At 70.7% G+C, this 26,544-nt stretch carries 20 protein-coding genes and 1 pseudogene; 12 read left to right on the top strand and 9 right to left on the bottom strand.

Annotated features, from left to right (window positions below; genetic code table 11):
* From GQQ95_RS19610 to GQQ95_RS07165, 8 genes and pseudogenes are all read left to right on the top strand, one after another.
* A pseudogene (locus GQQ95_RS19610) lies at nt 1-132 on the top strand (IS481 family transposase); the annotation flags it as partial.
* 277 nt (nt 133-409) lie between these two features.
* Nucleotides 410-1,681, top strand: a complete 1,272-nt coding sequence (locus tag GQQ95_RS07195; protein ID WP_157426968.1) for an ABC transporter substrate-binding protein — start codon at nt 410-412, stop codon at nt 1,679-1,681.
* Nucleotides 1,682-1,685: 4 nt separating this feature from the next.
* The gene (locus GQQ95_RS07190) at nt 1,686-2,681 is read left to right on the top strand and encodes a carbohydrate ABC transporter permease (protein ID WP_157426967.1); all 996 of its coding nucleotides are present in this window, start codon (nt 1,686-1,688) and stop codon (nt 2,679-2,681) included.
* Nucleotides 2,674-3,588 carry a carbohydrate ABC transporter permease gene (locus tag GQQ95_RS07185; protein WP_157426966.1) on the top strand — a complete coding sequence of 305 codons (915 nt, stop codon included), beginning with the start codon at nt 2,674-2,676 and terminating at the stop codon, nt 3,586-3,588. Before GQQ95_RS07190 ends, GQQ95_RS07185 begins: the two co-directional genes overlap by 8 nt.
* Nucleotides 3,589-3,591: 3 nt before the next feature.
* Nucleotides 3,592-4,656, top strand: a complete 1,065-nt coding sequence (locus GQQ95_RS07180) for a LacI family DNA-binding transcriptional regulator (protein ID WP_157426965.1) — start codon at nt 3,592-3,594, stop codon at nt 4,654-4,656.
* A gap of 103 nt (nt 4,657-4,759) precedes the next feature.
* Nucleotides 4,760-5,968 carry a Gfo/Idh/MocA family protein gene (locus tag GQQ95_RS07175; RefSeq protein WP_157426964.1) on the top strand — a complete coding sequence of 403 codons (1,209 nt, stop codon included), beginning with the start codon at nt 4,760-4,762 and terminating at the stop codon, nt 5,966-5,968.
* A 110-nt stretch (nt 5,969-6,078) separates the two neighbouring features.
* Nucleotides 6,079-7,122 carry an L-threonine 3-dehydrogenase gene (gene tdh / locus GQQ95_RS07170; RefSeq protein WP_157426963.1) on the top strand — a complete coding sequence of 348 codons (1,044 nt, stop codon included), beginning with the start codon at nt 6,079-6,081 and terminating at the stop codon, nt 7,120-7,122.
* 2 nt (nt 7,123-7,124) lie between these two features.
* Complete coding sequence (locus GQQ95_RS07165) at nt 7,125-8,315, top strand: glycine C-acetyltransferase (protein WP_157426962.1); 1,191 nt, start codon at nt 7,125-7,127, stop codon at nt 8,313-8,315.
* Between the two features lie 105 nt (nt 8,316-8,420).
* Here the strand turns inward: GQQ95_RS07165 and GQQ95_RS07160 are convergent, their stop codons facing one another.
* The gene (locus tag GQQ95_RS07160; protein WP_157426961.1) at nt 8,421-9,185 is read right to left on the bottom strand and encodes an SDR family NAD(P)-dependent oxidoreductase; all 765 of its coding nucleotides are present in this window, start codon (nt 9,183-9,185) and stop codon (nt 8,421-8,423) included.
* Nucleotides 9,186-9,418: 233 nt separating this feature from the next.
* Here GQQ95_RS07160 and GQQ95_RS07155 point away from each other — a divergent pair, with 233 nt between their 5' ends.
* Entirely contained in the window at nt 9,419-10,474 is a 1,056-nt protein-coding gene (locus GQQ95_RS07155) for a LacI family DNA-binding transcriptional regulator (RefSeq protein WP_157426960.1), read from the top strand.
* A gap of 140 nt (nt 10,475-10,614) precedes the next feature.
* Here the strand turns inward: GQQ95_RS07155 and GQQ95_RS07150 are convergent, their stop codons facing one another.
* The 6 genes from GQQ95_RS07150 to GQQ95_RS07125 form a co-directional block, all read right to left on the bottom strand.
* The gene (locus tag GQQ95_RS07150) at nt 10,615-11,973 is read right to left on the bottom strand and encodes an MATE family efflux transporter (RefSeq protein WP_157426959.1); all 1,359 of its coding nucleotides are present in this window, start codon (nt 11,971-11,973) and stop codon (nt 10,615-10,617) included.
* Nucleotides 11,974-12,077: 104 nt separating this feature from the next.
* Nucleotides 12,078-12,449: a YccF domain-containing protein gene (locus GQQ95_RS07145; RefSeq protein WP_157426958.1), complete on the bottom strand. Its 372-nt coding sequence runs from the start codon at nt 12,447-12,449 to the stop codon at nt 12,078-12,080.
* Between the two features lie 64 nt (nt 12,450-12,513).
* Complete coding sequence (locus GQQ95_RS07140; protein WP_157426957.1) at nt 12,514-13,548, bottom strand: hypothetical protein; 1,035 nt, start codon at nt 13,546-13,548, stop codon at nt 12,514-12,516.
* A gap of 9 nt (nt 13,549-13,557) precedes the next feature.
* Entirely contained in the window at nt 13,558-15,438 is a 1,881-nt protein-coding gene (locus GQQ95_RS07135) for a substrate-binding and vWA domain-containing protein (RefSeq protein ID WP_246205230.1), read from the bottom strand.
* A 130-nt stretch (nt 15,439-15,568) separates the two neighbouring features.
* Entirely contained in the window at nt 15,569-18,028 is a 2,460-nt protein-coding gene (locus tag GQQ95_RS07130) for a sunset domain-containing protein (protein ID WP_170297001.1), read from the bottom strand.
* 205 nt (nt 18,029-18,233) lie between these two features.
* A complete protein-coding gene (locus GQQ95_RS07125; protein WP_170297000.1) occupies nt 18,234-21,065 on the bottom strand; it encodes an Rv1352/Rv1906c domain-containing protein in 2,832 nt (943 codons plus the stop codon).
* Between the two features lie 198 nt (nt 21,066-21,263).
* Here GQQ95_RS07125 and GQQ95_RS07120 point away from each other — a divergent pair, with 198 nt between their 5' ends.
* The 3 genes from GQQ95_RS07120 (at nt 21,264) to GQQ95_RS07110 (ending at nt 25,173) form a co-directional block, all read left to right on the top strand.
* Nucleotides 21,264-23,309 carry a M13 family metallopeptidase gene (locus GQQ95_RS07120; protein ID WP_157426954.1) on the top strand — a complete coding sequence of 682 codons (2,046 nt, stop codon included), beginning with the start codon at nt 21,264-21,266 and terminating at the stop codon, nt 23,307-23,309.
* A gap of 101 nt (nt 23,310-23,410) precedes the next feature.
* Nucleotides 23,411-24,319 carry a serine hydrolase gene (locus GQQ95_RS07115; protein WP_157426953.1) on the top strand — a complete coding sequence of 303 codons (909 nt, stop codon included), beginning with the start codon at nt 23,411-23,413 and terminating at the stop codon, nt 24,317-24,319.
* Between the two features lie 164 nt (nt 24,320-24,483).
* Nucleotides 24,484-25,173, top strand: coding sequence for a hypothetical protein (locus GQQ95_RS07110; RefSeq protein WP_157426952.1), 690 nt, complete (start codon nt 24,484-24,486; stop codon nt 25,171-25,173).
* Between the two features lie 99 nt (nt 25,174-25,272).
* Here GQQ95_RS07110 and GQQ95_RS07105 read toward each other — a convergent pair whose 3' ends face one another.
* Both GQQ95_RS07105 and GQQ95_RS07100 read right to left on the bottom strand, forming a co-directional pair.
* The gene (locus tag GQQ95_RS07105; RefSeq protein WP_157426951.1) at nt 25,273-26,121 is read right to left on the bottom strand and encodes a hypothetical protein; all 849 of its coding nucleotides are present in this window, start codon (nt 26,119-26,121) and stop codon (nt 25,273-25,275) included.
* Nucleotides 26,121-26,525 (bottom strand): NUDIX hydrolase, encoded by a 405-nt coding sequence (locus GQQ95_RS07100; protein WP_157426950.1) that lies wholly within the window; start codon nt 26,523-26,525, stop codon nt 26,121-26,123. The genes GQQ95_RS07105 and GQQ95_RS07100 overlap by 1 nt, the downstream gene beginning before the upstream one ends.
* Nucleotides 26,526-26,544 lie beyond the last annotated feature (19 nt).

The following is a 26,544-nucleotide window of genomic DNA, read 5'->3' as shown; positions in this document are numbered from 1 at the left end:
GCATCCAACACGGAACGCGCAGCAGCCTTGCCAACCTGGCTCGACCACTACAACCTAGACAGAACCCACCTCGGCATCGGAGGCAAAACCCCCATCGACCGAATCAACAACGGTCGAGGTCAGTACAGCTAGGCGCCCGCGCCGCGCCGGTCGTCCCGATTTTCGGAGCGCCGGCCGACCGGTGGCGGGCAAACGCGCAATCGGCTGCGCGCCCCCACGCCTCGACATCACGCGCCATCACGGCCTCCGCCGGCCCGCGGACCGGAGCTCGCGCGCAGGTTCGGTGAGCGAATCTGCGTGTTTCTCGCAGTTGCGCGCAGTGCGAATCCGTGGGTATGGTCCCCTGCTAAACGATTAACAACTTGGGCCGTCTGCCCTCACCGCTTCATCGAACGTCCAAAGGAGGACCATGCGCCACGTCCCGAAGTCCCGCATCATGGTGTCGCTCGCCGTCTCGGCCACCGCACTCGTCGCGCTCGCCGGCTGCTCCGGCGCATCCGGCTCGGAAGGTGCCGACGGCGATGCGACGCTCACCTACGCCATCTGGGACCAGAACCAGCAGCCGGCCATGGAGAAGATCGCCGCGGCGTTCACCGAGGAGCACCCGAACGTCGAGGTGGAGATCCAGCTGACGCCGTACAAGGAGTACTTCACCAAGCTCCAGACCGCGGTCTCCGGCGGGGCCGCTGCCGACGTCTTCTGGATGAACGGCCCGAACTTCCAGCTCTACGCCGGCAACGGCGTGCTCGCCCCCCTCGATGGCGACGGCATCGACCCCGCCGACTACCCCGAGGGCCTCATCGACCTCTACAGCTACGAGGGCGAGCTCTACGGGGCCCCGAAGGACTTCGACACGGTCGCACTCTGGTACAACACGGCCCTCTTCGACGCGGCCGGCGTGGAGTACCCGAGCGCCGACTGGACGTGGGACGACCTGAAGTCGGCCGCCGCGAAGCTCAGCGACCCCGCCGCGGGCGTCTACGGCATCGCCGCGAGCCAGTACGGCCAGGAGAACTTCTACAACTCGATCGCCCAGGCCGGCGGCGAGGTCATCTCGGCCGACGGGACCACGACGGGCTACGACAGCCCCGAGGCGCTGGCCGGCATCGAGCTCTGGACCGACCTCATCGCCGACGGATCCTCTCCGACCGCCCAGCAGATGACCGACACCAACCCGGAGGACTTCTTCCTCTCCGGCAAGCTCGGCATGTTCCAGAACGGCTCGTGGGCTGCGATCGCCTACGCCGACAACCCCGACATCGCCGAGACCGTGAACGTCGCCCCGCTGCCTGCGGGCGCCACCGGCAACCAGAGCGTGATCCACGGCGTCGCGAACGTCGCCAACGCGAAGAGCGAGCACCTCGAGCTCGCGAAGGAATTCGCCGAGTTCGCCAGCTCGAAGGCGGCCGCCGACATCCAGGCCGCGACCGGCACCGTGATCCCCGCGTTCAACGGGACCCAGCAGGCGTGGGTCGACGCCCTCCCGCAGTACGACCTGCAGGTCTACATCGACGCGCTCGACACCGCCGTGCCCTACCCGGTGTCCAAGAACACCGCCGCATGGACCTCCATCGAGAGCGAGGTGCTCTCCCAGGTCTGGTCGGGCGGCGTCTCGGCGAAGGACGGCCTCGCGCAGCTCGCCGAGCAGATGCAGGCGGCACTGGACGCAGAGGCGGAGTGACCCCATGACCGACCTGATCGCGCAGCGCACCGCGGCGCCGATCTCCGAGCTCGACCGGGGGCGGTCCGCCGCCCCCGGCGAGCCCGGCCGGCCTGGCCGCGGCCCACGCGCGGGCCGTCGCCGCGGACCCGCGCAGTCGGCCTGGTGGGCGCTGCTCTTCATCGGCCCCACGGCCGCCGGCCTGCTCGCGTTCTACATCTGGCCGACCATCCGCACCTTCATCCTCTCGTTCACCGAGTCGGGCCCGTTCGGCGGCTCCGAGTTCGTCGGCCTCGACAACTACGTGCGTCTCATCGAGGATCCCGAGCTCCTCGGCGCGCTGCGCAACACGGCGCTCTACACGGTCATCGCCCTCGTCGGCATCCCGATCGCGGTCGCGGTCGCGGCCCTGCTCAACACGGCCGGCCTCCGCGGTCGCAGCGTGTACCGCACCCTCTACTTCATCCCCGTCGTGACCATGCCGGCCGCGATCGCGCTCGTCTGGCGCATGATCTACAACGGCGACTACGGCGTGCTCAACGAGATGCTCTCGGTCTTCGGCATCGACGGGCGGTCCTGGCTCACCGACCCGAGCACCGCGCTCGTCGCCATCGCCGTCGTCGGCATCTGGGCCGGGCTCGGCACCAACATCGTGATCTTCCTCGCGGGCCTGCAGGGCATCCCAGACACCGTCATGGAGGCGGCCGACCTCGATGGGGCCGGCCCCGTGCGCAAGTTCTTCTCGATCACGATCCCGCTGCTGAGCCCGAGCATCTTCTTCGTCAGCGTCATCAGCGTGATCGGCGCACTGCAGGTGTTCGACCTCGTCTACATGATGCTCGGCCGCAGCAATCCCGCGATGCCGAACACCCGCACGATCGTCTACCTCTTCTACGAGGCGGGGTTCAGCGACAACGAGCGGGGCTACGCCGCGGCGATCGCCTTCCTCCTGCTGATCATCATCCTGGTGCTCACGGTCGTGCAGTTCCGGCTCCAGAAGAAGTGGGTGCACTATGAGTGACCTCTCGCTCGACACGAGGGCGATGACGGGCGCGGATGTCGCGCCCGAGGCATCCGCGGATCGTCGACGCCCGGCGGGCGGCCGCACGGGCACGCGGCGCGGCCACTGGCTGGTGCACCTGCTGCTCGTCACGGGCGCGATCGTCATGGTCTTCCCGTTCATCTGGCAGACGTTGACCGCGTTCAAGACGTTCCAGGACTCGGTGCAGGTGCCGCCGGTCGTGATCCCCGACCCGTGGGTGTTCACGAACTTCGCCGAGGTCTTCGACTCGATGCCGTTCGGGCAGATGTTCCTGAACTCGGTGCTGCTGACGGTGGGGCGCACGGTCGGCCAGGTCGTGCTCTGCACGATGGCCGGGTACGCGTTCGCCCGCATCCCGTTCCGGGGGCGCAACGTGCTGTTCGTGGTGTTCCTGTCGGTCCTCATGGTGCCCTCGCAGCTCTACCTGCTTCCGCAGTACGAGATCATCCAGGCCCTCGGCTGGTTGAACACCCTCCAGGCGCTCATCGTGCCGGGGCTCTTCAGCGCCTTCGGCACGTTCCTCATGCGGCAGTTCTTCATGTCGATGCCTTCCGAGCTCGAGGAGGCCGCCCGAATCGACGGCGCGAACCCGTGGCAGACGTTCTGGCGCATCATGGTGCCGCTCGCGAAGCCGGGCATCATCGCGCTGACGGTCTTCACGGTGCTGTGGTCCTGGAACGACCTGCTCTGGCCGCTCGTGGTCACCACCGACCCCGAGAAGATGCCGCTCTCGGTGGGCCTGTCGCAGCTCGTCGGGCTGCATGGCACTGACTACCCTGTGCTCATGGCGGGCGCACTGCTCGCGACGCTGCCGATGCTCGTGACCTTCATTATCCTGCAGAAGCAGTTCATCCAGGGCATCGCATTCTCCGGGACGAAGGGGTGACGGATGTCGCACGCAGCTGACTCCGGCGCCCCGAGGCGCCGCCCCACCCTGCGCATGGTCGCCGACCTCGCGGGCGTGTCGACCGCGACGGTGTCCTACGTCTTCTCGGGGCGGGCCGGCACGACCGGCGCCGGCGTCGCCGAGGACACCGCGCGACGCGTGCATGCCGCCGCCGACGAGCTGAACTACCGCCCGAACCGCTCGGCACGGGCGATGCGCACCGGGCGCACGGGCATGGTCCAGCTCTCGCTGCACATGCTGAGCGACCCCTGGTCGCTTGCCGTGGCCGACGCCGTCAACGACGAGGCCAACCGGCACGGGCTCACGACGCTGATCCTCGCCGACGGTGACTGGCACACGGCGCTCGACCGCGTCGAGAGCGACGTCGCCTACCTCGACGGCGCCGGCCACGACGAGGTCGCGAAGCGAAAGCTCGCCGACCTCGTCGACCGCGGCCAGCGGCTCATCGTGTTCTCGGAGCACCTCGAGCCGGCCGGCTACGACGTCGTCCGCTCCGACGCCATCCCCGGATGCCACCTCGCGATGGAGCACCTGCTCGAGCGCCATACGGCCATCGGATGCCTCGTGGCCGAGGCCGCCGTGATGGGCGCCGAGCACGGGGTCACGAGGTACACGCCGTACCTCGAGGGCCTGCGGGCGCGGGGCATCGAGCCCGATCCCGCCTGGACGGCGACCTTCGGCGGCACCCAGGCGAGCGCGTTCCAGGCGGCCGTGCGACTGCTGTCAGGCGAGCACCGGCCGACGGCGGTCTACGCGACGACCGACTTCGCGGCGATCGCGGCCATCAACGCCGCGCACATGCTGGGCCTGCGCGTCCCGCACGACGTCGCGGTCGTCGGCGTCGGGAACACGCCCGATGCCCAGCTCGTCGCGCCGACGCTGACCACCGTCGGTCCCACCGACTTCTACGAGCGGCAGGCCGAGCTCATCGTGGCGAGGGCGCTCGCACCCGAGCGGTCAGCGGGGGAGCTGCACGAGTTCCCCTGGTCCCTGTTCCCGGGCGGCTCGACCGACCTCGACGCGCCCGCGGCCCGACCGCCCGCCTGACACGGCGGCGCCGGCGCGCCCGACCGAGACCCTCCCGATGTCGCAGGCGCTCGCCGCGGCATCCGCACCTCTTCTCATCGCCAACCAGTAAGGAGCACCATCCGTGGACCTCAAGATCGGCATCGTCGGCTTCGGCGCCCGAGCCAGCCTCAGGCACGAGGCGCATCGCCCGGGCGAGGGCAGCCGCGTCACCGCCGTCTGCGACCTCTCGGAGCAGGCCAGGGGCCTCGCCCGCGAGGAGTACCCCGACGCACTGGTGACCGATTCGCTCGACGAACTGCTCGCCTCCGGCATCGACGCTGTGATGGTGCTGACCCCCGACGACCGGCACGCGAGCGTCGCCATCCCGGCGCTCGAGGCGGGCGTCGCGGTCTTCTGCGAGAAGCCGCTGGCCATCGACCTCGCCGACGCCGATGCCGTGCTCGAGACCGCGCGCCGCACGGGCACGCGCCTGTACGTGGGCCACAACATGCGCCACATGCCGGTGATCGCGCTCATGCGGCGGCTGATCCTCGAGGGGCGCATCGGCGAGGTCAAGGCCATCTGGTGCCGACACTTCGTGGGCAACGGCGGCGACTACTACTTCAAGGACTGGCATGCCGACCGGCGCCGCACCACCGGCCTCCTGCTGCAGAAGGGCGCGCACGACCTCGACGTCATCCACTGGCTCGCCGGGGCCTACGCCGACCGGGTGGCCGCAATGGGCTCGCTGAGCGTCTACGGCGGCATCGACGACCGCCGCGATCGATCGGGCGAGCGGATGCCCGACTGGTTCAGCCTCGACAACTGGCCGCCGGCCTCGCTCACCGGACTCAACCCGGTCGTCGACGTCGAGGACGTGTCGATGGTCAACCTGCACCTGTCGAACGGCGTGCTCGCCTCGTACCAGCAGTGCCACTTCGCGCCCGACTACTGGCGCAACTACACGGTCATCGGCACCGAGGGGCGCATCGAGAACCTCGGCGACACGGCCGGCTCGACCGTGGCGCTGTGGAACCGGCGCCACCAGGGTGCCGCCCAGCCCGACGAGTCGTTCGTCGTGCCCGAGGCCGCCGACGCCGGCCACGAGGGCGCCGACGCACTGCTCATCGCCGAGTTCCTCCGCTTCGTGCGCGACGGCGGGCTGACCGAGACGTCCCCCGTCGCCGCGCGGGAAGCGGTCGCGGCCGGCATCCTCGCCACCGAGTCGCTCCGCGGAGACGGCTCCGCGCTCGCCGTGCCCGAACTCGACGACGACCTCGTCGCGTACTTCGAGCGCGGACAGGTGGAGGTCGCCGACGGCGCCCGCGCCGAGGCATCCGTCATCGTCTGACCCGCCCGAGCCGCGCCCGGTACGATGGCTCTGCCATCCGGCGCACCCACCGGACCACTTCGCAGCGGCCGCCGCACCCAGCGGCCACTGCACCGAACAACGAGGTATCGATGAAGGCCCTCTTCAAGCGCGCTCCCGGCGCAGGTTTCGAGTACACCGACCGCCCCGAGCCCGAACCGGGCCCCGCCGACGTGAAGATCCGGGTGCTGCGCACCGGCATCTGCGGCACCGACCTGCACATCGAGGCCTGGGACGACTGGGCGGCGTCGAACATCGCCACGCCGCTCGTGCCCGGGCACGAGTTCTTCGGCGAGGTCGTCGAGGTCGGTGAGCTCGTGCACGACGTCGCCGTCGGCGACAAGGTGTCGGGCGAGGGCCACGTGGTGTGCGGCATGTGCCGCAATTGCCGCGCCGGACGCCGCCAGATGTGCATCCGCACCCTCGGCGTGGGCCTGCACCGCGACGGCGCGTTCGCGGAGTACATCGTGATCCCCGGCGAGAACGTCTGGGTGCACCACTCGCCGGTCGAGCCCGAGGTCGGGGCGATCTTCGACCCGTTCGGCAACGCCGTGCACACCGCGCTCGCGTTCTCCGTCGTCGGCGAGGACGTGCTGGTGACCGGCTGCGGGCCGATCGGCCTCATGTCGATCGCGGTCGCCCGCCACGTCGGGGCCCGCTTCATCGTCGCGACGGATGTCTCGCCCGCACGCCTCGAGCTCGCGATGTCGATGGGGGCCGACGCCGTCGTCGACGTGTCGACCGAGAGCGTCACGGACGTGCAGGGCCGGCTCGGCATGCGCGAGGGCTTCGACGTCGGCTTCGAGATGTCGGGCTCGCCCCGCGCACTGCCCGAGATGATCGAGAACATGAACCACGGCGGGCGCATCGCGATGCTCGGCCTGCCCAGTGAGCCGTATGCGGTCGACTGGGGCAAGGTCGTGACCCACATGCTCACCGTGAAGGGCATCTACGGCCGCGAGATGTTCGAGACCTGGAACTCGATGAGCGCGATGCTGCAGACGAGCCCCGTGCTCGGCGAACGCGTCGCATCGATCATCTCGGAGCGGTACCCCGCGCGCGACTGGCGCGCGGCGTTCGACACGGCCAGGTCGGCCGGAGTCGGCAAGGTCATCCTCGACTGGACGGAGGCGTAGGCATGTACGGAACGGTGAAGGACCAGCTTCGAGCCGAGCTCGCGGCGATCGAGGAGGCCGGGCTGACCAAGCGCGAGCGCGGCATCCGAGGCCCGCAGTCCTCCGAGGTGGAGGTCGCCGGCACGGAGGTGCTGAACTTCTGCGCCAACAACTACCTCGGTCTCGCGAACGACCCGCGCATCGTCGCGGCCGCGCACCGCGGGCTCGACGAGTGGGGCTACGGGCTCGCGAGCGTGCGCTTCATCTGCGGCACGCAGGAGCAGCACCTCGAGCTCGAGCGCCGGGTCTCCGAGTTCCTCGGCTACGACGACACGATCCTCTTCTCGTCATGCTTCGACGCGAACGGCGGCGTCTTCGAGACGCTGTTCGGCGCCGAGGACGCGATCATCTCCGACGAGCTCAACCACGCCTCGATCATCGACGGGATCCGGCTCTCGAAGGCCGCCAGGTACCGCTACCGCAACCGGGACATGGCCGACCTCGAGGCGCAGCTCGTCGCGGCATCCAGGGCCCGCCGGCGCGTCATCGTGACCGACGGCGTGTTCTCGATGGACGGGTACATCGCGCCCCTCGCCGAGATCTGCGACCTCGCCGAGCGTCACGACGCCCTCGTCTTCGTCGACGACTCGCACGCCGTCGGGTTCGTCGGCGCCAACGGACGCGGCACGCCCGAGCTCTGCGGCGTCGAGGGCCGCGTCGACATCACGACCGGCACCTTCGGCAAGGCGCTCGGCGGGGCATCCGGCGGGTACGTGGCGGCACGGCAGGAGATCGTCGACCTGCTGCGCCAGCGCGCCCGCCCGTACCTGTTCTCCAACACCCTCGCGCCGGCGATCGTCGCCGGAACGCTGCAGGCGCTCGAGCTCCTCGCCGAGTCGGGCGAGCTGCGCGAGCGACTGAAGGCGAACGCGGCGCTGTTCCGCACGCTCATGACCGACGCCGGGTTCGACCTGCTCCCGGGCGAGCACGCGATCGTGCCCGTCATGTTCGGCGACGCGGTCGTGACGGCGCGCATGGCCGAGCTCCTCCAGGATCGCGGCGTCTACGTGACGGCGTTCTCGTTCCCGGTCGTGCCGCGCGGGGCCGCGCGGATCCGCGTGCAGCTCTCGGCGGCGCACTCCGAGGAGGAGATCCGTCGCTGCGTCCAGGCGTTCGAGGGGGCGCGCGCCGCGGTGGTTCCGGCGGTCGAGTAGCGCCCGACGAAGGAGGACGCGTCCCGAGACCCGGCGACGTGGTCTCGATACGCTCCTCCGTCGCCACTCGACCACCGGATGTCTTCCGAATCGCGGCGGGGAGCGTCAGCGCCCGCGCTCGCCGAACCGGATCGCGACCGACGCCGGCACCAGCCGGGTGAGGGCGATCAGCGCGCGATAGCGCAGCGACGGGACGGAGACGCCCTTGCCGTGCGCGGCGTCGCGCAGCCCCTCGGCGACGACCGTGCGGGCGTCGAGCCACATCCAGGCGGGCACGCCCTCCTTGCCGCGCGCGAGTCCCATGCGCTCGTGGAAGTTCGTGTGCGTGTATCCGGGGCAGACGGCGGTGGTGGTCACGCCCTGCGCCGCGTACCGGTCGTTCGCCCACCGGCTGAAGCTGATGAGCCAGCCCTTGCACGCGCCGTACGTCGCCCGAGGGATGAAGCCGGCGACGGATGCGACGTTGATGATGCGCCCGCGTCCGCGAGGAAGCATCTGCGCGAGGGCGGCGTGGCTCAGGCGCATCGGCACCTCGACGTGGAGGTGCAGGTGACGCACCTCGTCCTCGATGTCGTTCGCCGCGAAGTCGAGCGGAAGCCCGAAGCCGGCGTTGTTCACGAGCAGCTCGATGGGGCGCTCGGGTTCCGACAGGCGGGCGATCACCTTCGCGAGATGCCGTCGCTTCAGCAGGTCGGCCGGGAGCACCTCCACGGCCACGCCGTACCTGGCCCGGACCTTCGCGGCGACCGCGTCGAGCGCGGCGCGATCTCGAGCGACGAGCACGAGGTCGGCGCCCGTTGCGGCGAGCTGGCGGGCGAACTCGGCGCCGAGCCCAGAGCTCGCGCCGGTGATGAGTGCGGTCTTCGGCATGCCGCCAGCCTAGGCGGGCACCGGTCGGCCCGCGGCATCCGCCATTCCCCGCCGGAGGGCGGAATCGGCGCCCGAGTGCCGTTCTCGACCGACCGGGCCCGCACTCATGCGCCGATTCGGCACGTGGGCGCACGGCACGCGGCATCCGCAGCCCTCGAATCGATTCGAGGTCGATGATCTATGATCGGGCGTGCCGGTGACCCCCGGCCGCACGCCCACCTGAGGAACGAACGATGACCGAGTCCGCGCGACCCACCCTGTCCGACGTCGCCGCCCGCGCCGGCGTCTCGGCCTCGACGGCATCGCTCGCCTTCAGCGGCTCCGGCCCGGTGTCGGGCGCCACGAAGCAGAAGGTCCTCGCGGCGGCGGCCGAACTCGGCTACGCCGGGCCCGACCCGCGCGCGCAGTCGCTTCGCCGGGGCCGCTCGGGCATCGTCGGCGTCGTCCTCGAGGAGCGGGTCCGCGCGGCGTTCCTGGACCCGGTGAAGATCCAGATGCTCGACGGCATCACCGAGGGCCTCGCCTCCCTCGGCGCGGGGCTGCTGCTGCTCACCGACACCGGCGAGGCGGGCGGCAATGCGGTCGGCATCGAGAGTGCGCCCGTCGACGCGGTCGTGCTCGTCGGGTGCAGCCCGCGCCTCGGCCAGTCGGTCGAGGTGCTCCGCCGTCGCGGCATCCCCTCGGTCGCCATCGAGGGCGACGCGGGTGACGGCATCCCGAAGATCTCGATCGACAACCGCGAGGCCACCCGTCGCGGCGCCGAGTACCTGCGCGAGCTGGGACACGCGGATGTCGCGCTCGTCACGCTCCCGTTCGACGCCGCCCGCACGCGGGGGCCGCTGACCCCCGACCTCGAGCTCGGCAGCACCGCCGAGACGGCGAGCGAGCGGCTCGCCGGGGCCCGTGACGTGTTCCCCGAGGCGACCGGCCGAGTCGCGGGCGCGAGTTCGATCGAGGAGGGCCTCGAGGCCGGCCGGGCCCTGCTCGCCGACCCCTCGCACCGTCCCACGGCGATCATCGCGCAGAGCGACCTGCTGGCCGCGGGCGTGATCCAGGCCGCCGACGAGCTCGGCATCGCGGTGCCCGGCGAACTCAGCGTGCTGGGCTTCGACGGCATCCGGGTCGACGGCCTGCAGCACGACCTGACGACGCTCGTGCAGCCGTCGGTCGCGAAGGGACGTGCCGCGGGCGAGGCCGTCGTGAGCCTGCTCGCCGGCGACTCTCCGCGGTCGGTCTGCTTCACGAGCGTGCTGCACGTGGGCGACACCACCGCAGCACCGTCGCGCTGATCCGCGGCCGGGCTCCGATGCGACGCCCGTGATTCAGGCGCTCGCACGCTGCTCAGGCCGGTCTCACCGTGATGATCCTGAGTACCGTGCGAGCGCCTGAACCGCGGGGCAGGCAGGTAGGCAGGCGGGTGTGCGCGGCGTCAGGCGCTGACGCCCGTCACCATCCACGCGGCGCCGCGGGCGCGCAACGACAGGGTCACCGCGCGCGCGGCGAGGTAGCCGATCGCGAAGGCGCCGGTGAGCAGCGCCAGCGAGGTCGCGTTCGGCAGGCCCGCGGCATCCGACCACCAGACGGTCGCGAGCGCGAGCGGGACGAACACGGCGAGGTTCACGAGGCCGGTCCAGGCCAGGTAGCGGGCGTCGCCGGCTCCGATGAGCACGCCGTCGAGCACGAACACGAGACCGCCCAGCGGGGCCGAGAGGCCGAGCACCACGAGCGACGGCGGGAGCAACGCCGCGACCTCGGCCGACGACGTGAAGAGCGCCGGCAGCGCCCAGGCGGTGGCGACGACGAGGGCACCGAGCGCGACGCCCGACCAGACGCCCCACTGCACGCAGCGCCGGAGCACGGCGCGCACCTGCTCCACGTCGCCCTCGCCGAGCCCCTTGCCGATGAGCGCCTGCGCCGCGATGGCGAGGGCGTCGAGGGCAAACCCGAGCGTGAAGTAGACCGTGATGGCCACCTGGTAGGCGGCGAGTTCGTCGGGTCCGAGCGAGGTCGCCGCCCAGGTGGCCAGCAGGAGGGCCGCACGCAGGCTCAGCGTGCGCAGGAACAGCCAACCGCCGGAGGTCGCGCCGCGCAGGACACCGGCGTGGTGCGGCCACGGGCTCGCGCCCACGCGTGCCGCATGTCGTGCCACGACCACGAGGTAGACGAGCACCATGCCCCACTGCGCGATCACCGTGCCGACCGCGGAGCCCGCGATGCCCCATCCGAGGCCGTAGATGAAGAGGAAGTTCAGGCCGATGTTCGCCGCGAACCCGACACCGGCCACCCAGAGCGGCGTGGTCGTGTCCTGCAGGCCGCGCAGCAGGCCCGTGGCCGCGAACACGAGCAGCATGGCAGGAAGCCCGATCATCGAGATCGAGAGGTACTCGGATGCCGCCGCGGTGACCTCGGGCGGAGCGCCGAACACGCCCACCAGCCATGGCGTCGCGAACCAGCCGAGTACGCCGAGCACCGCGCCCAGGCCGAGTGCGAGCCACAGCCCGTCGACGCCGGACGAGACCGCGCCCCGCTCGTCGCCCGCACCCAGGCGGCGCGCCACGCTCGGGGTCGTCGCGTACGCGAGGAACACCATGAGCCCGATGATCGTCTGCAGCACCGCGCTCGCGAGCCCGAGGCCGGCGAGCGGCGTCGCCCCGAGGTGGCCCACCATGGCGGTGTCGGCGAGGAGGAAGAGCGGCTCGGCGATGAGCGCCCCCAGAGCGGGCACGGCGAGGCGCAGGATGTCGCGGTCGACGCCGGTGCGTGCCGGATCGGGAGGTGGCTGGTTCATGGGCGTCTCGAGCCTATTGGCGGCGGGCGACACGGGGTGCTCGCCGACCGCGGCGACGTCGCGGGCTCGCCGCGGCATCCGGCTCGCACGCGGCATCCGCTTCGTCAGATGTCGACGATCTCCTTGCCCAGCGGGGCGAGCGAGACCGGGATGAGCTTGAAGTCGGCGATGCCGAGCGGGATGCCGATGATCGTGATGCAGAGCAGCACACCCGAGACCAGGTGCGCGATGGCGAGCCAGATGCCGGCGAGCAGGAACCAGATGACGTTGCCGATGAAGGACCAGGCGCCGCTCGTCGGCTTCGCGACGACCCTGCGGCCGAACGGCCAGAGCGCGTACAGCCCGATGCGGAACGACGCGATGCCCCACGGGATCGTCACGATGAGCACGCACATGACGACTCCCGCGGCGAGGTAGCCGAGGAACAGCCAGAAGCCCGAGAGCACGAGCCAGATGACGTTCAGCAGGGTGTTCATGCACCGATTCAAGCAGGTGCGGCGGCGGCGGGCACGCACGCCTCCGGCGGGAAGGAGCCGCGGCTCAACGCGGCGGGGTCTCGCCGTCGTCGGCCGCCTGCTCGAATGCACGCTCCCACTCCTGCAGTTCCGAGCGACGGCCGATGAGTCCGTCGAGGGAGACCTGGAAGTGCAGTCCGCGGCGGGCATTGACCTGCTTGATGTTCGCGACGAGCTCCTCGGAGACCGCGGTGACCGCGGTCCGCACCTCGCGGACCCGCTCGTCGGGGTCGTCCCAGAGCTGCGGGTGCGTGAGGATGTCGAGCAGGTAGTCGCGATCGAGCGCCGCCGTGAGCTTGCGGAGCGTGGCATCGAGCTCGATCGCGGCGAGTCCCCGCTGGTCGGCACCGCTGCGCTGGTCGAGCCGCGTGAAGAGCTCCTCGACGTTGACCGCGATGCCGTTGACGTCGGTCGCGGTCTGCGCGGCCACCTGGTTGCCGGCCGTACCGACCTGGGCATAGGCGACGCCCAGGGATCGCAGGGTCGCGACGTGTCGCCGGATCGGGTCGGGCAGCCGGGCATCGGGCGTTCCGCGGCGGCGCCGCGCGCGGAGCATGCCGAACGCCGCACCGGCACCGGCGACGATCACCGCCGCCCCGATCGCGAGCCCGAGGACGAGGCCGCCGCCGCCCTCGGTACCGCCCGTGGTCGACGGCTGCTCCTGGGCCGACTGCACCTCCTGCACCGTCTCGGTGAGCGCTGGGCTGAGACCGTCCGCGCTCGCCTCCGCCTGGTTCGCGATCTGCATCGCCTCGCCCGCGTCGAGCACGCGCGACCCGGCCGAGAGGTCGTCGCCGACGGCCACGATGATGGTGTCGTAGCCCGTGGTCTCCGCGAGTTGGCCGACGATCTCGGTTCCGGATGCCTCCAGCTCGGCGTTGTCCGAGAACACCGCCACGCCGATCGAGGCGTCGCCGACCTGGGTCAGCAGTTGGTCGTGCAGGGCCGTCGCGCCGTCGACCTCCGGTGAGACGTAGACCGGGCTCGCCTGCAGCGCGTCCTCGGCATCGTCGACGTAGCCGGCGGTGACGATCGTGACGACGGCGAGCTCGGCATTCATCCGTCGTCCCTAGAAGTTGTTGATGACCGACGCGAACACGAGGTCGATCTTCGCGGGATCGGAGGCGTCGAACCACTGGCCGCCCGTCGCCTCGGCGATGCGCTGCAGAGCGCCGGTGTCGGCACCCTCTCCGTACGCGATGGGGAAGATGCGCACCGGGGCGTCGCCGCCGCCTTCGCCGCCCTCACCGGTCGAGGCGCCGATCTTCGCGATGAGCGAGTCGATCGAGATGGACGAGTCGGTGTCCTGCCCGTCGGACAGCACGACGAGCGCATTGATGCGCCCCGGTTCGGCGCGCTGGGCCATCTCCTCGTACGCCGCGGCGATCGCGTCGTAGAGGGGCGTGCCCTGCCGATTCGCGTACCGGAGGTCGGCGATGGAGGAGCGCAGCGTCTCGCCGTCGGAACCGAGCGGCGAAACCGGGCGCAGTTCGATGAGGTTCTTGCCCGCCACGGACTCGACCTCGGTCGTGAACGCCCACACGCCGACCTCGTCCGTCGAGCGGAAGTGGCCGAGCGTCGACTGGGCGCCCTCGATGGCGCCGTCGAGTCGAGAGCGGCCGTCGCCGATCGGCTCGTCCATCGAGCCCGAGATGTCGATGACCTCGAGCACCGAGGAGGGCTTGCGGATCTGCGTCCACTGGTCGAGGGCGGCCGACACGACGTCGACCGCGGGGCGCGGCAGCGTGATCGCCGGGCCGGCGGGGTCGACGCCGAACTTCTCGGTGAACAGGTCGCCGAGCGGCACCGACTCGTCGAGCGGCCGGAACCCGTACTCGGGAAGGATGCGCTGCCCCGACTCGGTGGCGAGGAATGCGATGAACGCCTCGCCCGCCTGGCGCTGGGCTTCGGTGACCCATTCGGCTCCGAGAACCGTCACCGGGTTGTCCGACCAGATCGAGCCGCCGGACGGGTAGACCGCGACGAGCTTCTCCTTCGGCGGCGTGAGGGTCTCGCCGGGCTGCACCGTGTGCGAGTCGGGGTTGCCCTGGTTGTAGTTCAGCAGCGAGGTCTCCTCGAGTGCCACCGCCGAGACGTAGCCCGATCCGCCGGAGCCGTTCTGGGTCTCGTCGTAGAGGGTGTTCAGCACCTTGCCGGTGGTGTCGCCGTAGTGGATCACGCACTCCTCGAACACGCGGGAGAACTCCTCGGACGCCGCGACGTCGTCGGCCGTGAGATCGGCGGTCTTGCCGGATGCCTCGTACGACTGCATCAGGATCGCCGACAGCCCAGTGGTCGACGTGTTCGGGTTCGTCTTCGAGATCTTGAACGAGCCCCAGATCGGCTTGCCGACGCTGCCCCATCCCTCGGGATCGGCGCACAACTTCTCGAGGTCGGCAATGCCGATCTCCTCGTCGGGCCAGCCGAGGGCCTTCGCCATCGTCTCGGGCACGCCGAACACGACGGGGGTGTGCGTGAACGACACCGGCTCGCCCACGAGCGAAGCGGATGCCGCGGCGGCGACGCGCTCGGTCCAGACGGTGGACGCCGGTGACCACAGCGTCGGCCAGCGCCGGGGGTCCTCGTCGGGCCAGTCACCACCGGCCGTCAGGAACCGGGTCGCATCGCCGGAGGAGACGTTCACGGGCCGCACTGTCGCGCATTCGTCGAGCGCCTCATGCTCGGGCGACTCCTTGAACGCCTGGGCCAACGCGTCGAGCATGTTGACCTTCTCCGACGAGGTGGCGACGACGACGCTCGTGCAGCCGTCGTCGGCGAAGTCGCCCCCGTCGACCGGCCCGGCGTCGACGCTGTCGTCACCGAACGTGCACGCGCTCAGGGCCACCGCCGCCACCGCGAGCATCGAGATCGCGAATGACGCGCGAACGCCCCGCCTCAGGGTCGTCGGGAACGGTGAGCGGGCGGCCGTGCGCCGCGGAACGGGTGCCATGGGAACAGGGTACGGCTCCGGCCGGGACTCCGAGCACGCGCGCTCGAAGACGGGGCGGGCACGGCCGGATCCGGGAACGGCGAAGGCCGCCCACTCGAACCGAGCAGGCGGCCTGTGCGCGTTGAAGTGGTTAGTTGCGTGCCCGTCGATACCCGGCGGCCATTGCAGCAGCTTCGGAAGAGAAGCACTCCTCCGGATTCGTTACGTTGTAGCTCCCGCCGCCGGGCAGATGGTAGATCCACTCGGGACTGCCTTGGTTGCCCTTGATTGGGGCCCAACTCGGGCAGTTCTTTGTACCGCTGATCGGCGTGGTGCGGTCGGGCGGACGGATCGCCGCGGTGGCACCAGAGCGAACCGTGCGGGTCGCGTAACCGGCTTTGCGCGCGGTCACGGCGGCCGCGAGCGACTTCCCGACGTCCGCGTTGGAGGGATTGTAGGTGCGCCCGGTCGCGCCGCTGATCGCCGAGCCATTGCGGTACCACTGGTAGGACAGAGCCGCACCGGCCGTGGCGCTGGCGGAAGCGGTCAGGGTCGAGCCGACCTTGGTCGTCCCGCTCACGCCGACCGACAGCGACAGCGACCCAGCGGCGATGAGGCCGGTGCTGCTGGCGTTCTTGGCGAGGGTGGTGTAGCCGGCCTTCGTGCCCGTGATGGTGACGGTGAGGGGCTTGCCGAGGTCGGCAGCAGTGAGCACGTAGGTCGATTTGGTCGCGCCGGTGATCGGCACGCCGGCGCGCTTCCACTGGTAGGTCAGGGCGACCCCGCTGGGTGCCCAGGTTCCGGGGACCGCGGTGAGGGTCTTACCCACGGTGCGGGTTCCGGAGATCGTCGGGGTCGGGGCGGTGAGGGTGCCGGCGGCGATGGCGGCCGTGGCGACCGAGGTCTTGGCCGCCGAGGTGTAGGCGGTCTTCCTGCCGATGACGGCCACGGTCAGGGTCTTGCCCAGATCCGCGGCGGTGAGCACGTAGGTCGATGCGGTGGCTCCGGTGATCGAGACGCCCGCGCGCTTCCACTGGTAGGCGAGGGTGACGCCTGACGGCGCCCAGGTGCCGGGGACCGCTGTGAGGGTCCGGCCGACCGCGCGGATGCCCGCGATGGTCGGCGTCGCCGCGGTCAAGGTGCCGGCCGCGACCGTGGTAGGGGCAGACGTCGTCGACCTGGTCGTGTAGGCGGTCGCCTGGCCGGTGACGGTCACGGTCAGCGCGGTCTTCAGGTCGGTCGCGGTGATCGCGTAGGTCGACTTCGTCGCGCCGGTGATCGAGACGCCGTTGCGCTTCCACTGGTAGGTGAACGTCGCACCGGGCTTCCAGGTGCCAGGGACGGCGGTCACGGTTCGGCCGACCGCGACCGTGCCCGAAAGGGTCGGCGCGGGTGCGGCGAAGGTGCCGACCGTGACGGCGGCGGTGGGTGCCGAGGTGCGGACGACGCTGCTGTAGCCGGGAAGCCGGCCGGTCGCGGTGACGGTGAGCTTGGCGCCCAGGTCTGCTGCTGCGGGCGTGTAGGTCGCCTGGGTCGCGCCGGTGATCGTGGTCCCGTTGCGCTTCCACACGTAGGTGTACGTGATGCCGCCGGGTGTCCATCCGGTCATCGCGGTCAACGCCGATCCGACCTTCGCGGTACCCGCGACGGTCGGCGCCGCCGTGACCAGTGTGCCGATCGCTACCGCAGCCGTGGATGCAGACGTCATCGTCGCCGTGGTGTGGCCGGTCGCCGCGCCGGTGACACGAACAGAGATCTTCGCGCCGACGTCTGCGGCCGAGAGCAGGTAGTCGGCCGTCGTCGCAGTCGCGATCTCGTCTCCATCGCGCAACCAGACGTATGTCACCACCGCCTCGGGCGACCAGTCACCGGGCGTGACGGTGAGGCTCTGCCCGACCTTCGCCGTGCCGGAAATCGTCGGTGTCCCGGCCGTGAGGGCGAGGCGTGGTACGACGTTCGTCGTCGCCGATGTCGCCGAGCTTGTCGTCCAGCCATGGCGATCCGCAACCACCTCGACCGAGAGCTTGGTGTCGGCGTCGTCAACCGTCGGGTTGTAGGTCTCGCCGACGGCATCCGCGATGGGCGCACCGTTGCGCAGCCACTGATAGGTGAACGACAACTCGGTAACGCTCCACGCCCCTACGTCTGCCGTCAGTGTGGACCCGATCAGAGCGTCGCCGATGATGGTCGGCGCGCTCGTGTTTGTCACAGGTACTGCGAGCAGATGGATGTCGGTGCTGGTTACCTCTAAGCCACCGCTGACGACGATGCCATCGGCAACGGCTCCCTCGATGATCGCAGGCTGCGCAGACAGCGACGGGAACCAGGTACGGGCCGTGTCGGACGGCGATTCGCATGATTCGGCGCTCACCGTATAGGTGCCGTCGGGCAGGTCGAGAATGGAGAACGCGCCCGTGGTATCCGTTCGGATCTCGGGCCCGACGGAGATCGGGGTCCAAGCCTCACCGTCGAACGCCTCCGCAGCGATGCAGACCTCGCTCGCTGCAAGGCCAGCGGGGTCGTAGACGACACCAGAGATCGAGACAACCGGAGCCAGCGAATCAGCTTGGTCGGCGAAGGCGGGTGACGCCGGGATGAGGGCTGCGACCACGAGTGCGGCAGCGGTGGTCGCAACGAGCGAGCGCACTCGATGCCTGAGCGGTGAATTCAACGTTCTCCAATTTCTTGCGGACCGGCCGAGCCTAGGTGAAACGCCGGATGAAATGCAGAAGACGGCCGCCCCCAAAACGGGGGCGCCGAGAGACGGCGAAGGCCGGTCCCCTCGGGCGAGGGGACCGGCCTTCATGCGGAACGGGTCAGTACGAGTACCAGGTGAACGTGTTGCAGTTGTACGTCTCCCAGAAGATCCCGGGCTCGACGATCCAGTAGATGTCACCGTCGTAGGTTCCGCCTGCCAGGAGGTCCGCCTCGGCCCCCGTCGGCGCGTTCCAGTCGCCGGCCCAGCAACCGGAGTTGCCGTAGGACACGTAGCGGCCCGGTCGCAGGTTGACGCCCACGACGGCGATGCCGTCGCCGGCCATCGTCGTGCTCTGCGTGCCGGTGCCGTCGTAGCGGATCCAGGAACCGCATCCGCTGAAGACGACGTAGCGGTCGGTGGAGAGGATCGTGATCATGCGGCGGCCGGTTCCACCCGGATCCCAGCCGAGGATGGATGCCTCGGATCCGTCAGCAGAGGAGGTCCGCCACCACTGGCATGACGACGGCGACGACGCCGTGTAGTACGTGCCGGGTTGCACGTCGATGCCGACGCGGAACCATCCGTCCCCGGTGAAGCTCGCCGGACGGACCGCGACGGTTCCGGTCTTCAGGGTGGATGCCTTCGTCGTGAACGCGGTCTTCGAGACGGTGACCGTCACGGAGACGACCTTGCCGGCATCGACGTTGCCGAGGGCGTAGGTCGATGCGGTCTGGCCACTGATCGCGGTGCCGTTGCGGTACCACTGGTACTTCACCGTGGCGCCACTGGGAGTGATGGTTCCGACGGTGACCGCGAGCTTCGAGCCGGCGCGCTGCGTGCCCGAGAGCTTCGGCGTATACGTGATGGTGCCTGCTGCGATGGCTGCGGTGTTGACCGAGGTCTTCACCACAGTCGTGAAACCGGCCTTCGTGCCCGTGATGGTGACGGTGAGGGGCTTGCCGAGGTCGGTCGCGGTGGTCACGTAGGTCGACTTGGTCGCCCCGGTGATCGAGACGCCCGCGCGCTTCCACTGGTAGGCGAGGGTCACACCCGAGGGCGCCCACGTTCCGGGCACGGCGGTGAGGGCCCTGCCGACCGCGCGGATGCCGGCGACGGTCGGCGTAGCCGCGGTGATGGTTCCGGCGACGATCGCGGCCGTGGCGACCGAGGTCTTGGCCGCCGAGGTGTAGGCGGTCTTCCTGCCGATGACGGCCACGGTCAGGGTCTTGCCCAGATCCGCGGCGGTGAGCACGTAGGTCGATGCGGTGGCTCCGGTGATCGAGACGCCCGCGCGCTTCCACTGGTAGGCGAGGGTGACGCCTGACGGCGCCCAGGTGCCGGGGACCGCTGTGAGGGTCCGGCCGACCGCGCGGATGCCCGCGATGGTCGGCGTCGCCGCGGTCAAGGTGCCGGCCGCGACCGTGGTAGGGGCAGACGTCGTCGACCTGGTCGTGTAGGCGGTCGCCTGGCCGGTGACGGTCACGGTCAGCGCGGTCTTCAGGTCGGTCGCGGTGATCGCGTAGGTCGACTTCGTCGCGCCGGTGATCGAGACGCCGTTGCGCTTCCACTGGTAGGTGAACGTCGCACCGGGCTTCCAGGTGCCAGGGACGGCGGTCACGGTTCGGCCGACCGCGACCGTGCCCGAAAGGGTCGGCGCGGGTGCGGCGAAGGTGCCGACCGTGACGGCGGCGGTGGGTGCCGAGGTGCGGACGACGCTGCTGTAGCCGGGAAGCCGGCCGGTCGCGGTGACGGTGAGCTTGGCGCCCAGGTCTGCTGCTGCGGGCGTGTAGGTCGCCTGGGTCGCGCCGGTGATCGTGGTCCCGTTGCGCTTCCACACGTAGGTGTACGTGATGCCGCCGGGTGTCCATCCGGTCATCGCGGTCAACGCCGATCCGACCTTCGCGGTACCCGCGACGGTCGGCGCCGCCGTGACCAGTGTGCCGATCGCTACCGCAGCCGTGGATGCAGACGTCATCGTCGCGGTGGTGTGGCCGGCGAGAGCCGCCGTCGCCTGCACCGAGACGGTCTTACCGAGGTCGGCTGCCGTCAGGACGTAGGTCGGATTCGTGGCGCCGGCGATCGGAGCCCCGTTCCGGAGCCACGCGAGTGCCGGTGCGACCGACCAGCCGCCGGCGGCCGCCGTCAGCGTCTCGCCGACCTTCGCGGTTCCCGTGATCGTCGGCGTGCTCGACGTGATGGGCAGCGCCGCGATGGGCGCGGTCCCGATGGTGGTGGCCGATGCCGGCTCCCATCCGTCGCGCGTCGCGGTGACCGTGACGGAGAGCGACGCGTCGAGGTCCTCGGAGGTCACGACGTACGCGGCGCCCGTGGCATCCGCGATCTCGGCGCCGTCGCGCAGCCACCGGTAGGCGAAGTCGAGTCCGGGGAAGTCGACTCCGCCGACGGTCCACGTTCCGGGGTCCGCGGTGAGCGTCGCGCCGAACTCGGCGTCGCCGGAGATCGCCGGACCGTCGACGACCTCGATCGGCGCGGGAAGCAGTTGGATGTCAACCGCCGCCGCTGCGACGCCATCGGTGACGACGGTGCCGTCTGCGACGACGACGCCGTCGACGATCTCGGGCTGCTCCGAGCGCGACGGCGCCCACGTGGGTTGCGTGTCAGAAGGGCTCGTGCAGGATGCCGCGCTGATCGTGTAGGTGCCGTCGCCGAGCCCGGCGACGCTGTAGGCGCCGTCTGCATCCGTGCGGATCTCGAGGCCCAGGTCGATCGGCGCCCATGCGCCGTCGGCGAGCACTTCGGCCGCCAGGCAGGCGTCCGGGGCGGGCGCGCCAGTGGGATCGGTGACCACGCCTGAGATGGACGCGACCGGAATGACCGGGTCCTCGTCGGCAGCGAACGCGGGTGATGCCGGCACGAGCGCGGCGAGGATGAATGCGGTGGTGGCGGTCGCGAGGAGCGATCGCCCGCGCGCGCGGGTGAGAGGGGTCAACGTCGTCCATTCGGGTGGGAAGTGGAGACGAGCATATTTCCCCGGCACGACCCGGACGACGCTTTCCGCCCCCGCACCCCTCGAACTGGGGGTGCTCGCGGTCGCCGAGCCGATCGGCGCCCATCCACGCTGCGAGTGCGCCATGAGACCGGCCGCGGGGCATCCGCCCGGTCGGCGGGCACGAATAGGGTGGAACGCATGACCGACGTCTCGCTCACCTCCGGCATCGCGCACGACGAACTCGACGAGGCGGTGCGGCCGCAGGACGACCTGTTCCGCCATGTCAACGGCAAGTGGATCGAACGTACCGAGATCCCGGCCGACAAGGCGCGGTTCGGCTCGTTCATCGAGCTGCATGAAGAGGCCGAGAAGGCCGTGCGCGAGATCATCGAGGAGTCGCAGCAGGCCGAGGCCGGCACCGAGGAGCGCAAGGTCGGCGACCTGTATGCGAGCTTCCTCAACGAGGAGCGGGCCAACCTGCTCGGGGCGACGCCGATCGCCGGCCAGCTCGGAGAGGTCGCGCTCGTCGGCGACATCCGCTCGTTCCTCGACACGCTCGGCCGCCTCGAACGCCAGGGCGTCGCGGGCCTCCTCCAGCTCTTCGTCGACAACGACCCGGGCGACCCCGACCGTTACCTCGTGTTCTTCGAGCAGGGCGGCATCGGCCTCCCCGACGAGAGCTACTTCCGCGAGGAGCGCTTCGCGCCGATCCGCGACGCGTACCGCGCGCACCTCGAGCGCATGTTCGGTCTCGCGCGGCTCGAGGACCCGGCCGGCCGCGCCCAGCGGGTCTTCGATCTCGAGACCGAGATCGCCGCGGCGCACTGGAGCAACGTCGAGACGCGCGACAGCGAGAAGACGTACAACCTCTCCAGCTGGGCGGATGCCTCGGCTGCGGCATCCGCGACGTCGACGTCCGGCGAGGTCGACCTCGACGTCTGGCGCGACGCGATGGGCGTGCCCGCGAGCGCGTTCGACGAGGTCGTGCTGCGCGAGCCGTCCTTCGTCGAGGCCCTCGGCACCCTGCTCAGTGCCGACCGGCTGCCGGCCTGGCGCGACTGGCTCGCCTGGCAGGTCATCCGCTCGAGCGCGGCCTACCTCTCCGAGGACTTCGTCGAGGCGAACTTCGACTTCTACGGCCGCACCCTGAGCGGTACCCCGCAACTGCGCGAGCGCTGGAAGCGCGGCGTCTCACTCGTCGAGGGGGCCATGGGCGAGGCCGTCGGGCGCATCTACGTCGAGCGGCACTTCCCGCCGACGGCCAAGGCCGCGATGGACGACCTCGTGGCCAACCTGGTCGAGGCGTACCGCCAGTCGATCGACGCTCTGGAGTGGATGAGCGACGAGACGCGGGCCAAGGCCCTCGACAAGCTCGCGAAGTTCACGCCGAAGATCGGGTTCCCGGTGAAGTGGCGCGACTACTCCTCGCTCGAGATCGGCGACGACCTCGTGGGCAATGTGCGCGCGACCGCGGAGTTCGCGTTCAACCGGGAACTGGGCAAGATCGGCAAGCCCATCGATCGCGACGAGTGGTTCATGACGCCGCAGACGATCAACGCGTACTACAACCCCGGGTTCAACGAGATCGTCTTCCCGGCGGCCATCCTGCAGTACCCGTTCTTCGATGAGGGCCGCGATGCCGCCGCCAACTACGGGGCCATCGGCGCCGTGATCGGCCACGAGATCGGGCACGGGTTCGATGACCAGGGATCGAAGTACGACGGCGACGGGCGACTCACCGACTGGTGGACCGAAGCCGACCGGGCGGCGTTCGAGGAGCGCACCAAGGCGCTCATCGCGCAGTACGACGCGCTCGTGCCGGCCCAGCTCGTCGGCGCCCCGGCAGGCGACGAGGCCGACGCTGCGACGACGGGCGGTGACGCCGACCGAGAGGTCGACGCCAACCACGTCAACGGCGCGCTGACCATCGGCGAGAACATCGGCGACCTCGGCGGTCTCGCGATCGCCTGGAAGGCCTACGTGATCTCCCTCGGTGGCGAGGAGCCCCCAGTGCTCGACGGCCTGACCGGCGTGCAGCGGTTCTTCCTCTCCTGGGCGCAGGCCTGGCAGATGAAGGGTCGCGACGAGGAGGTCATCCGGCTCCTGGCCATCGACCCGCACTCGCCGAACGAGTTCCGGTGCAACCAGATCGTGCGCAACATCGACGAGTTCTACACTGGATTCGAAGTGACCCCCGATGACGCACTCTGGCTCGACCCGGCCGAGCGCGTGACCATCTGGTAGCTCCGGCTGCCGACCCGCTTCACCAGACCCGTCCGTCCCCCGAGCGTGCCGACCGCCGTGGCCCAGCACGCCGACCAGCCCAGAGAGATCGTGCACGCACCGTGGTGACGCCGTCGCAGGGATCAGAGCGACGCGCGCGCCATTCCAACGTGCATCGCGGCAAGCATCGCGGCGAAGAGGTCAACGAGAACTTCGCCAGGGGCTTCCAGGCGCTGAGCGAGCTCGCCCTCGCAGGGGTGCAGGTCTCGGCCAGGGCGACCGACCTCGCGACGGGCAAGGAGCTCTTCTCGGTCGATGACCACGTGGTGATGCCGACCGCCTCGATCGGCAAGGTGCTCCTGCTCGTCGAGGTCGCCTCCCGGCTCGGGGGCACGAGCGCCGAGGCGTTCACGGTGCTCGACCGGGCCCCGCGCGACGCCGTGGGCGACTCCGGCATCTGGCAGCACCTCCAGTCGCCGTCGCTTCCGCTCGCCGACCTCGCCGCCATGATCGGCGCGACGAGCGACAACCTGGCCACGAACGTGCTGCTCCGCCACGTCGGGCTCGAGTCGGTGCGCGCACGCACCGAGGCGCTGGGCCTGACCAGGACCGCGCTGCTCGACCTCGTCCGCGACCACCGCGGGCCCGATGATGCGCCGCAGCTCTCGATCGGCTCCGCCAAGGAGCTCACCTGGCTGTTCGCGTCGCTCGCCCGAGGCGAGATCGTGAGCCCCGAGGTCTCCCAGCGGGTCATCGGCTGGCTCTCGCTCAACTCCGACCTCTCGATGGTCGCGAGCGCGTTCGGCCTCGACCCGCTCGCGCACCGGACCCCCGACCACGGCGTGCTCCTCGTGAACAAGACCGGCACCGACGGCGGCGTGCGCAGCGAGGTCGGCGTGCTCCGCGGGCCGCGCGCGAGCGTCTCGTATGCGGTGTCGACCTACTTCGCCGACACGGGCCTCTCCTCGCGTCTCGCGGTGCTCGACGGCATGCGCCAGCTCGGCATGGACCTCCTCGAGTACGTGCACTGACGTCGCCGCACGGTCGCCGCGCGGTCGCCGCGCGTCGAGCGCGGCTTCGAGTCCGAATCGTGATGCCACCGCGATGTTCGGATTCCTTCCCTCCCGTAGGGTGATCGCAGCCCGCCTCTTCGGAGGCGACCCCGCCCACCCGAACGAGAGCGACGCCGTTGTCCGTGAACCCCGCCCCCATTCGTCTCGCCGCGCTCGCCGCGGCCGCCGGCCTCCTGCTCGTCGGCCTGGTCGGCGCTCCGGCCGCAGCCGAGGAGCTCCCCGATCAGCCCGAGCCCACGGTCGGCCTGCCGGTCGAGGAGTCCGACGAGGGCGCCGAGGAGGCCGTTCCGTTCGAGCTGCCGACCCTCGCGATCGAGGTCGAGAACACCGTCTACCCCGAGGGTGACTGGCTCGACGGCATCCACGTGACGGGATCCGGGTTCATCCCCGGCATCGAGTTGACGCGCGTCACCGTGCGGGCCGGCCAGGGAACGCTCATTTCGCCGCTCATCGAGGTCGACCCCGACGGCGCCATCGACGTCGTGATCATGCCGGGCGCCTTCGTCGGTGCGGACACCCCGGATCGTCCGCGGTTCATGGTCCACGCCTCGCAGTCGTTCGAAGACGGCTCGACGGCCTTCTCGAACGAGGTGCAGCTCAGCATCACGGCGGCCGCGGTCGAGGCTCCGGCCGAGCCGGCGGCGCCTGCCGACCAGCCCGTCGAGGTCCCGGCCGATTCCGTTGACGACGCCTCCAAGCCTCAGCTCGCCGAGACCGGATTCGACGGCACCGGCTCGGCGCTCGTCGCCCTGATGTTCGTCGCGATCGGTGGTCTCGCGCTCGCGCGTCGACGGAGCGTCAGCTCCCGCTGATCCTGGAGGGCGGGGTCTCGGTCCGGGCCCGAGCTCGATTCGACGCACGCCTCGATCGGCCCCGGCTTCCGCGACCGGCGGCGCGTCTCGAGACGTTCGCTACTCGACGGGCGTGGGCTCGACCGGCGGAGGCTCCCACAGCGGCGAGGCCAGCGCCCTGATGCCGTCGAGCACGGCGCCGGCCGCCTCGGGCGTGCGCAGGATCATGAAGTGCCCGGCGGTGTCGACCTGCACGTTCGTCGCACCGGCGAGCACGCTGCCCTCGGGCACGTGCGGATCGAAGACGCCGAAGATCGACACGATCCGGGCGTTGACGGATGCCGCGCCGCTGAGGAGCACGATCGTCTCGTCGTCGGGGCGGAGTGCCCGCATCGTGCGGTTCACGAACATCCGGGCGTAGCGGGAGCCCGCGAACGGCGTGCAGATCGCGACGACGCCGAGCACCCCGACGTCGGGCACCCGGACCGGAGGCGCACCGGGATCGAGCGCGCCGGCCGCGGCATCCGCTCGCTCCGAGCCCGCGGCAGCGTCCGAAACTGCGGCCGAAGCCGCCGCCGCAGCCTGGTCCATGAGCACGTGCTTGCCGACGAGCCCGCCCTTGCTGTGCGCCACGAGGACGCGTCCGGCGCTCGGCGTCGGCGAGGCCGCGAGGGCGGCGACCGCACGCGCGGCGGTCGTGGCGATCGGCAGGCGGTTCACGCTGAGGCCGCGCACCACGCGAACCCGATGCCCGGCCGCGTTCAGCGCGTTGCCGAGCGGCCGCAGGAAGGTCCAATGCTCGTAGACGCCCGGCAGCAGCACGACCTCGGGCAGAGCGTCGTCGCCCTCGTGCCACGCCGGCGGTCGTCGGTTGCCGCCGACGATGGCGAGCTGGCGCCATCCGGCGTAGAGCTCGTCGGCCAGGGTCCATCCGATGAGACGGAGGACCGACGGCCGACGCCCGGACATCAGTCGATGACCCCGGATGCCGCGAGCAGCCGGAGCACCTCGGCGCCCGCGGGCGGGCAGCGGCCCACGTCGGCCGTGGTCACCCAGTGCAGGGCGCCGACCTCGGCCGAGGCGGCGGGCGCGGCATCCGTCTCGGCGCGGAACACGCGCATGCGCACGAGGCGCCCGTCGGGCTCGCCGTGGGCCTGGGCGACGACCTCGAACAGCTCGACGAGCTCGTCGGGGTCGAGTTCGAGGGCGACCTCCTCGAACGCCTCGCGGGCGGCGGCGGCGGCCGGCGTCTCGCCCGCGTCGATCTTGCCGCCGGGCATGTAGTGCACGTCGCGGCCGCGCGCGGTGACCATGAGCACGCGGCGGTCGCGCACGAGCGCGATCGCGGCGACGAGCAGGTCTGGCAGCGGCATCCGTTCCACCCTATGTCTC

The sequence above is a fragment of the Agromyces salentinus genome, assembly GCF_009749395.1.
Lineage (GTDB): Bacteria > Actinomycetota > Actinomycetes > Actinomycetales > Microbacteriaceae > Agromyces > Agromyces salentinus.
This window is presented reverse-complemented; position numbering and strand designations above follow the sequence as displayed.

Bases quoted from the DNA above. Each gene is read 5' to 3' on its own strand.
- GQQ95_RS07195 (WP_157426968.1), top strand. From the start codon at position 410: ATGCGCCACGTCCCGAAGTCCCGCATCATGGTGTCGCTCGCCGTCTCG.
- GQQ95_RS07190 (WP_157426967.1), top strand. From the start codon at position 1,686: ATGACCGACCTGATCGCGCAGCGCACCGCGGCGCCGATCTCCGAGCTC.
- GQQ95_RS07185 (WP_157426966.1), top strand. From the start codon at position 2,674: ATGAGTGACCTCTCGCTCGACACGAGGGCGATGACGGGCGCGGATGTC.
- GQQ95_RS07180 (WP_157426965.1), top strand. From the start codon at position 3,592: ATGTCGCACGCAGCTGACTCCGGCGCCCCGAGGCGCCGCCCCACCCTG.
- tdh (WP_157426963.1), top strand. From the start codon at position 6,079: ATGAAGGCCCTCTTCAAGCGCGCTCCCGGCGCAGGTTTCGAGTACACC.
- GQQ95_RS07165 (WP_157426962.1), top strand. From the start codon at position 7,125: ATGTACGGAACGGTGAAGGACCAGCTTCGAGCCGAGCTCGCGGCGATC.
- GQQ95_RS07160 (WP_157426961.1), bottom strand. From the start codon at position 9,185: ATGCCGAAGACCGCACTCATCACCGGCGCGAGCTCTGGGCTCGGCGCC.
- GQQ95_RS07155 (WP_157426960.1), top strand. From the start codon at position 9,419: ATGACCGAGTCCGCGCGACCCACCCTGTCCGACGTCGCCGCCCGCGCC.
- GQQ95_RS07150 (WP_157426959.1), bottom strand. From the start codon at position 11,973: ATGAACCAGCCACCTCCCGATCCGGCACGCACCGGCGTCGACCGCGAC.
- GQQ95_RS07145 (WP_157426958.1), bottom strand. From the start codon at position 12,449: ATGAACACCCTGCTGAACGTCATCTGGCTCGTGCTCTCGGGCTTCTGG.
- GQQ95_RS07140 (WP_157426957.1), bottom strand. From the start codon at position 13,548: ATGAATGCCGAGCTCGCCGTCGTCACGATCGTCACCGCCGGCTACGTC.
- GQQ95_RS07135 (WP_246205230.1), bottom strand. From the start codon at position 15,438: ATGGCACCCGTTCCGCGGCGCACGGCCGCCCGCTCACCGTTCCCGACG.
- GQQ95_RS07120 (WP_157426954.1), top strand. From the start codon at position 21,264: ATGACCGACGTCTCGCTCACCTCCGGCATCGCGCACGACGAACTCGAC.
- GQQ95_RS07105 (WP_157426951.1), bottom strand. From the start codon at position 26,121: ATGTCCGGGCGTCGGCCGTCGGTCCTCCGTCTCATCGGATGGACCCTG.
- GQQ95_RS07100 (WP_157426950.1), bottom strand. From the start codon at position 26,525: ATGCCGCTGCCAGACCTGCTCGTCGCCGCGATCGCGCTCGTGCGCGAC.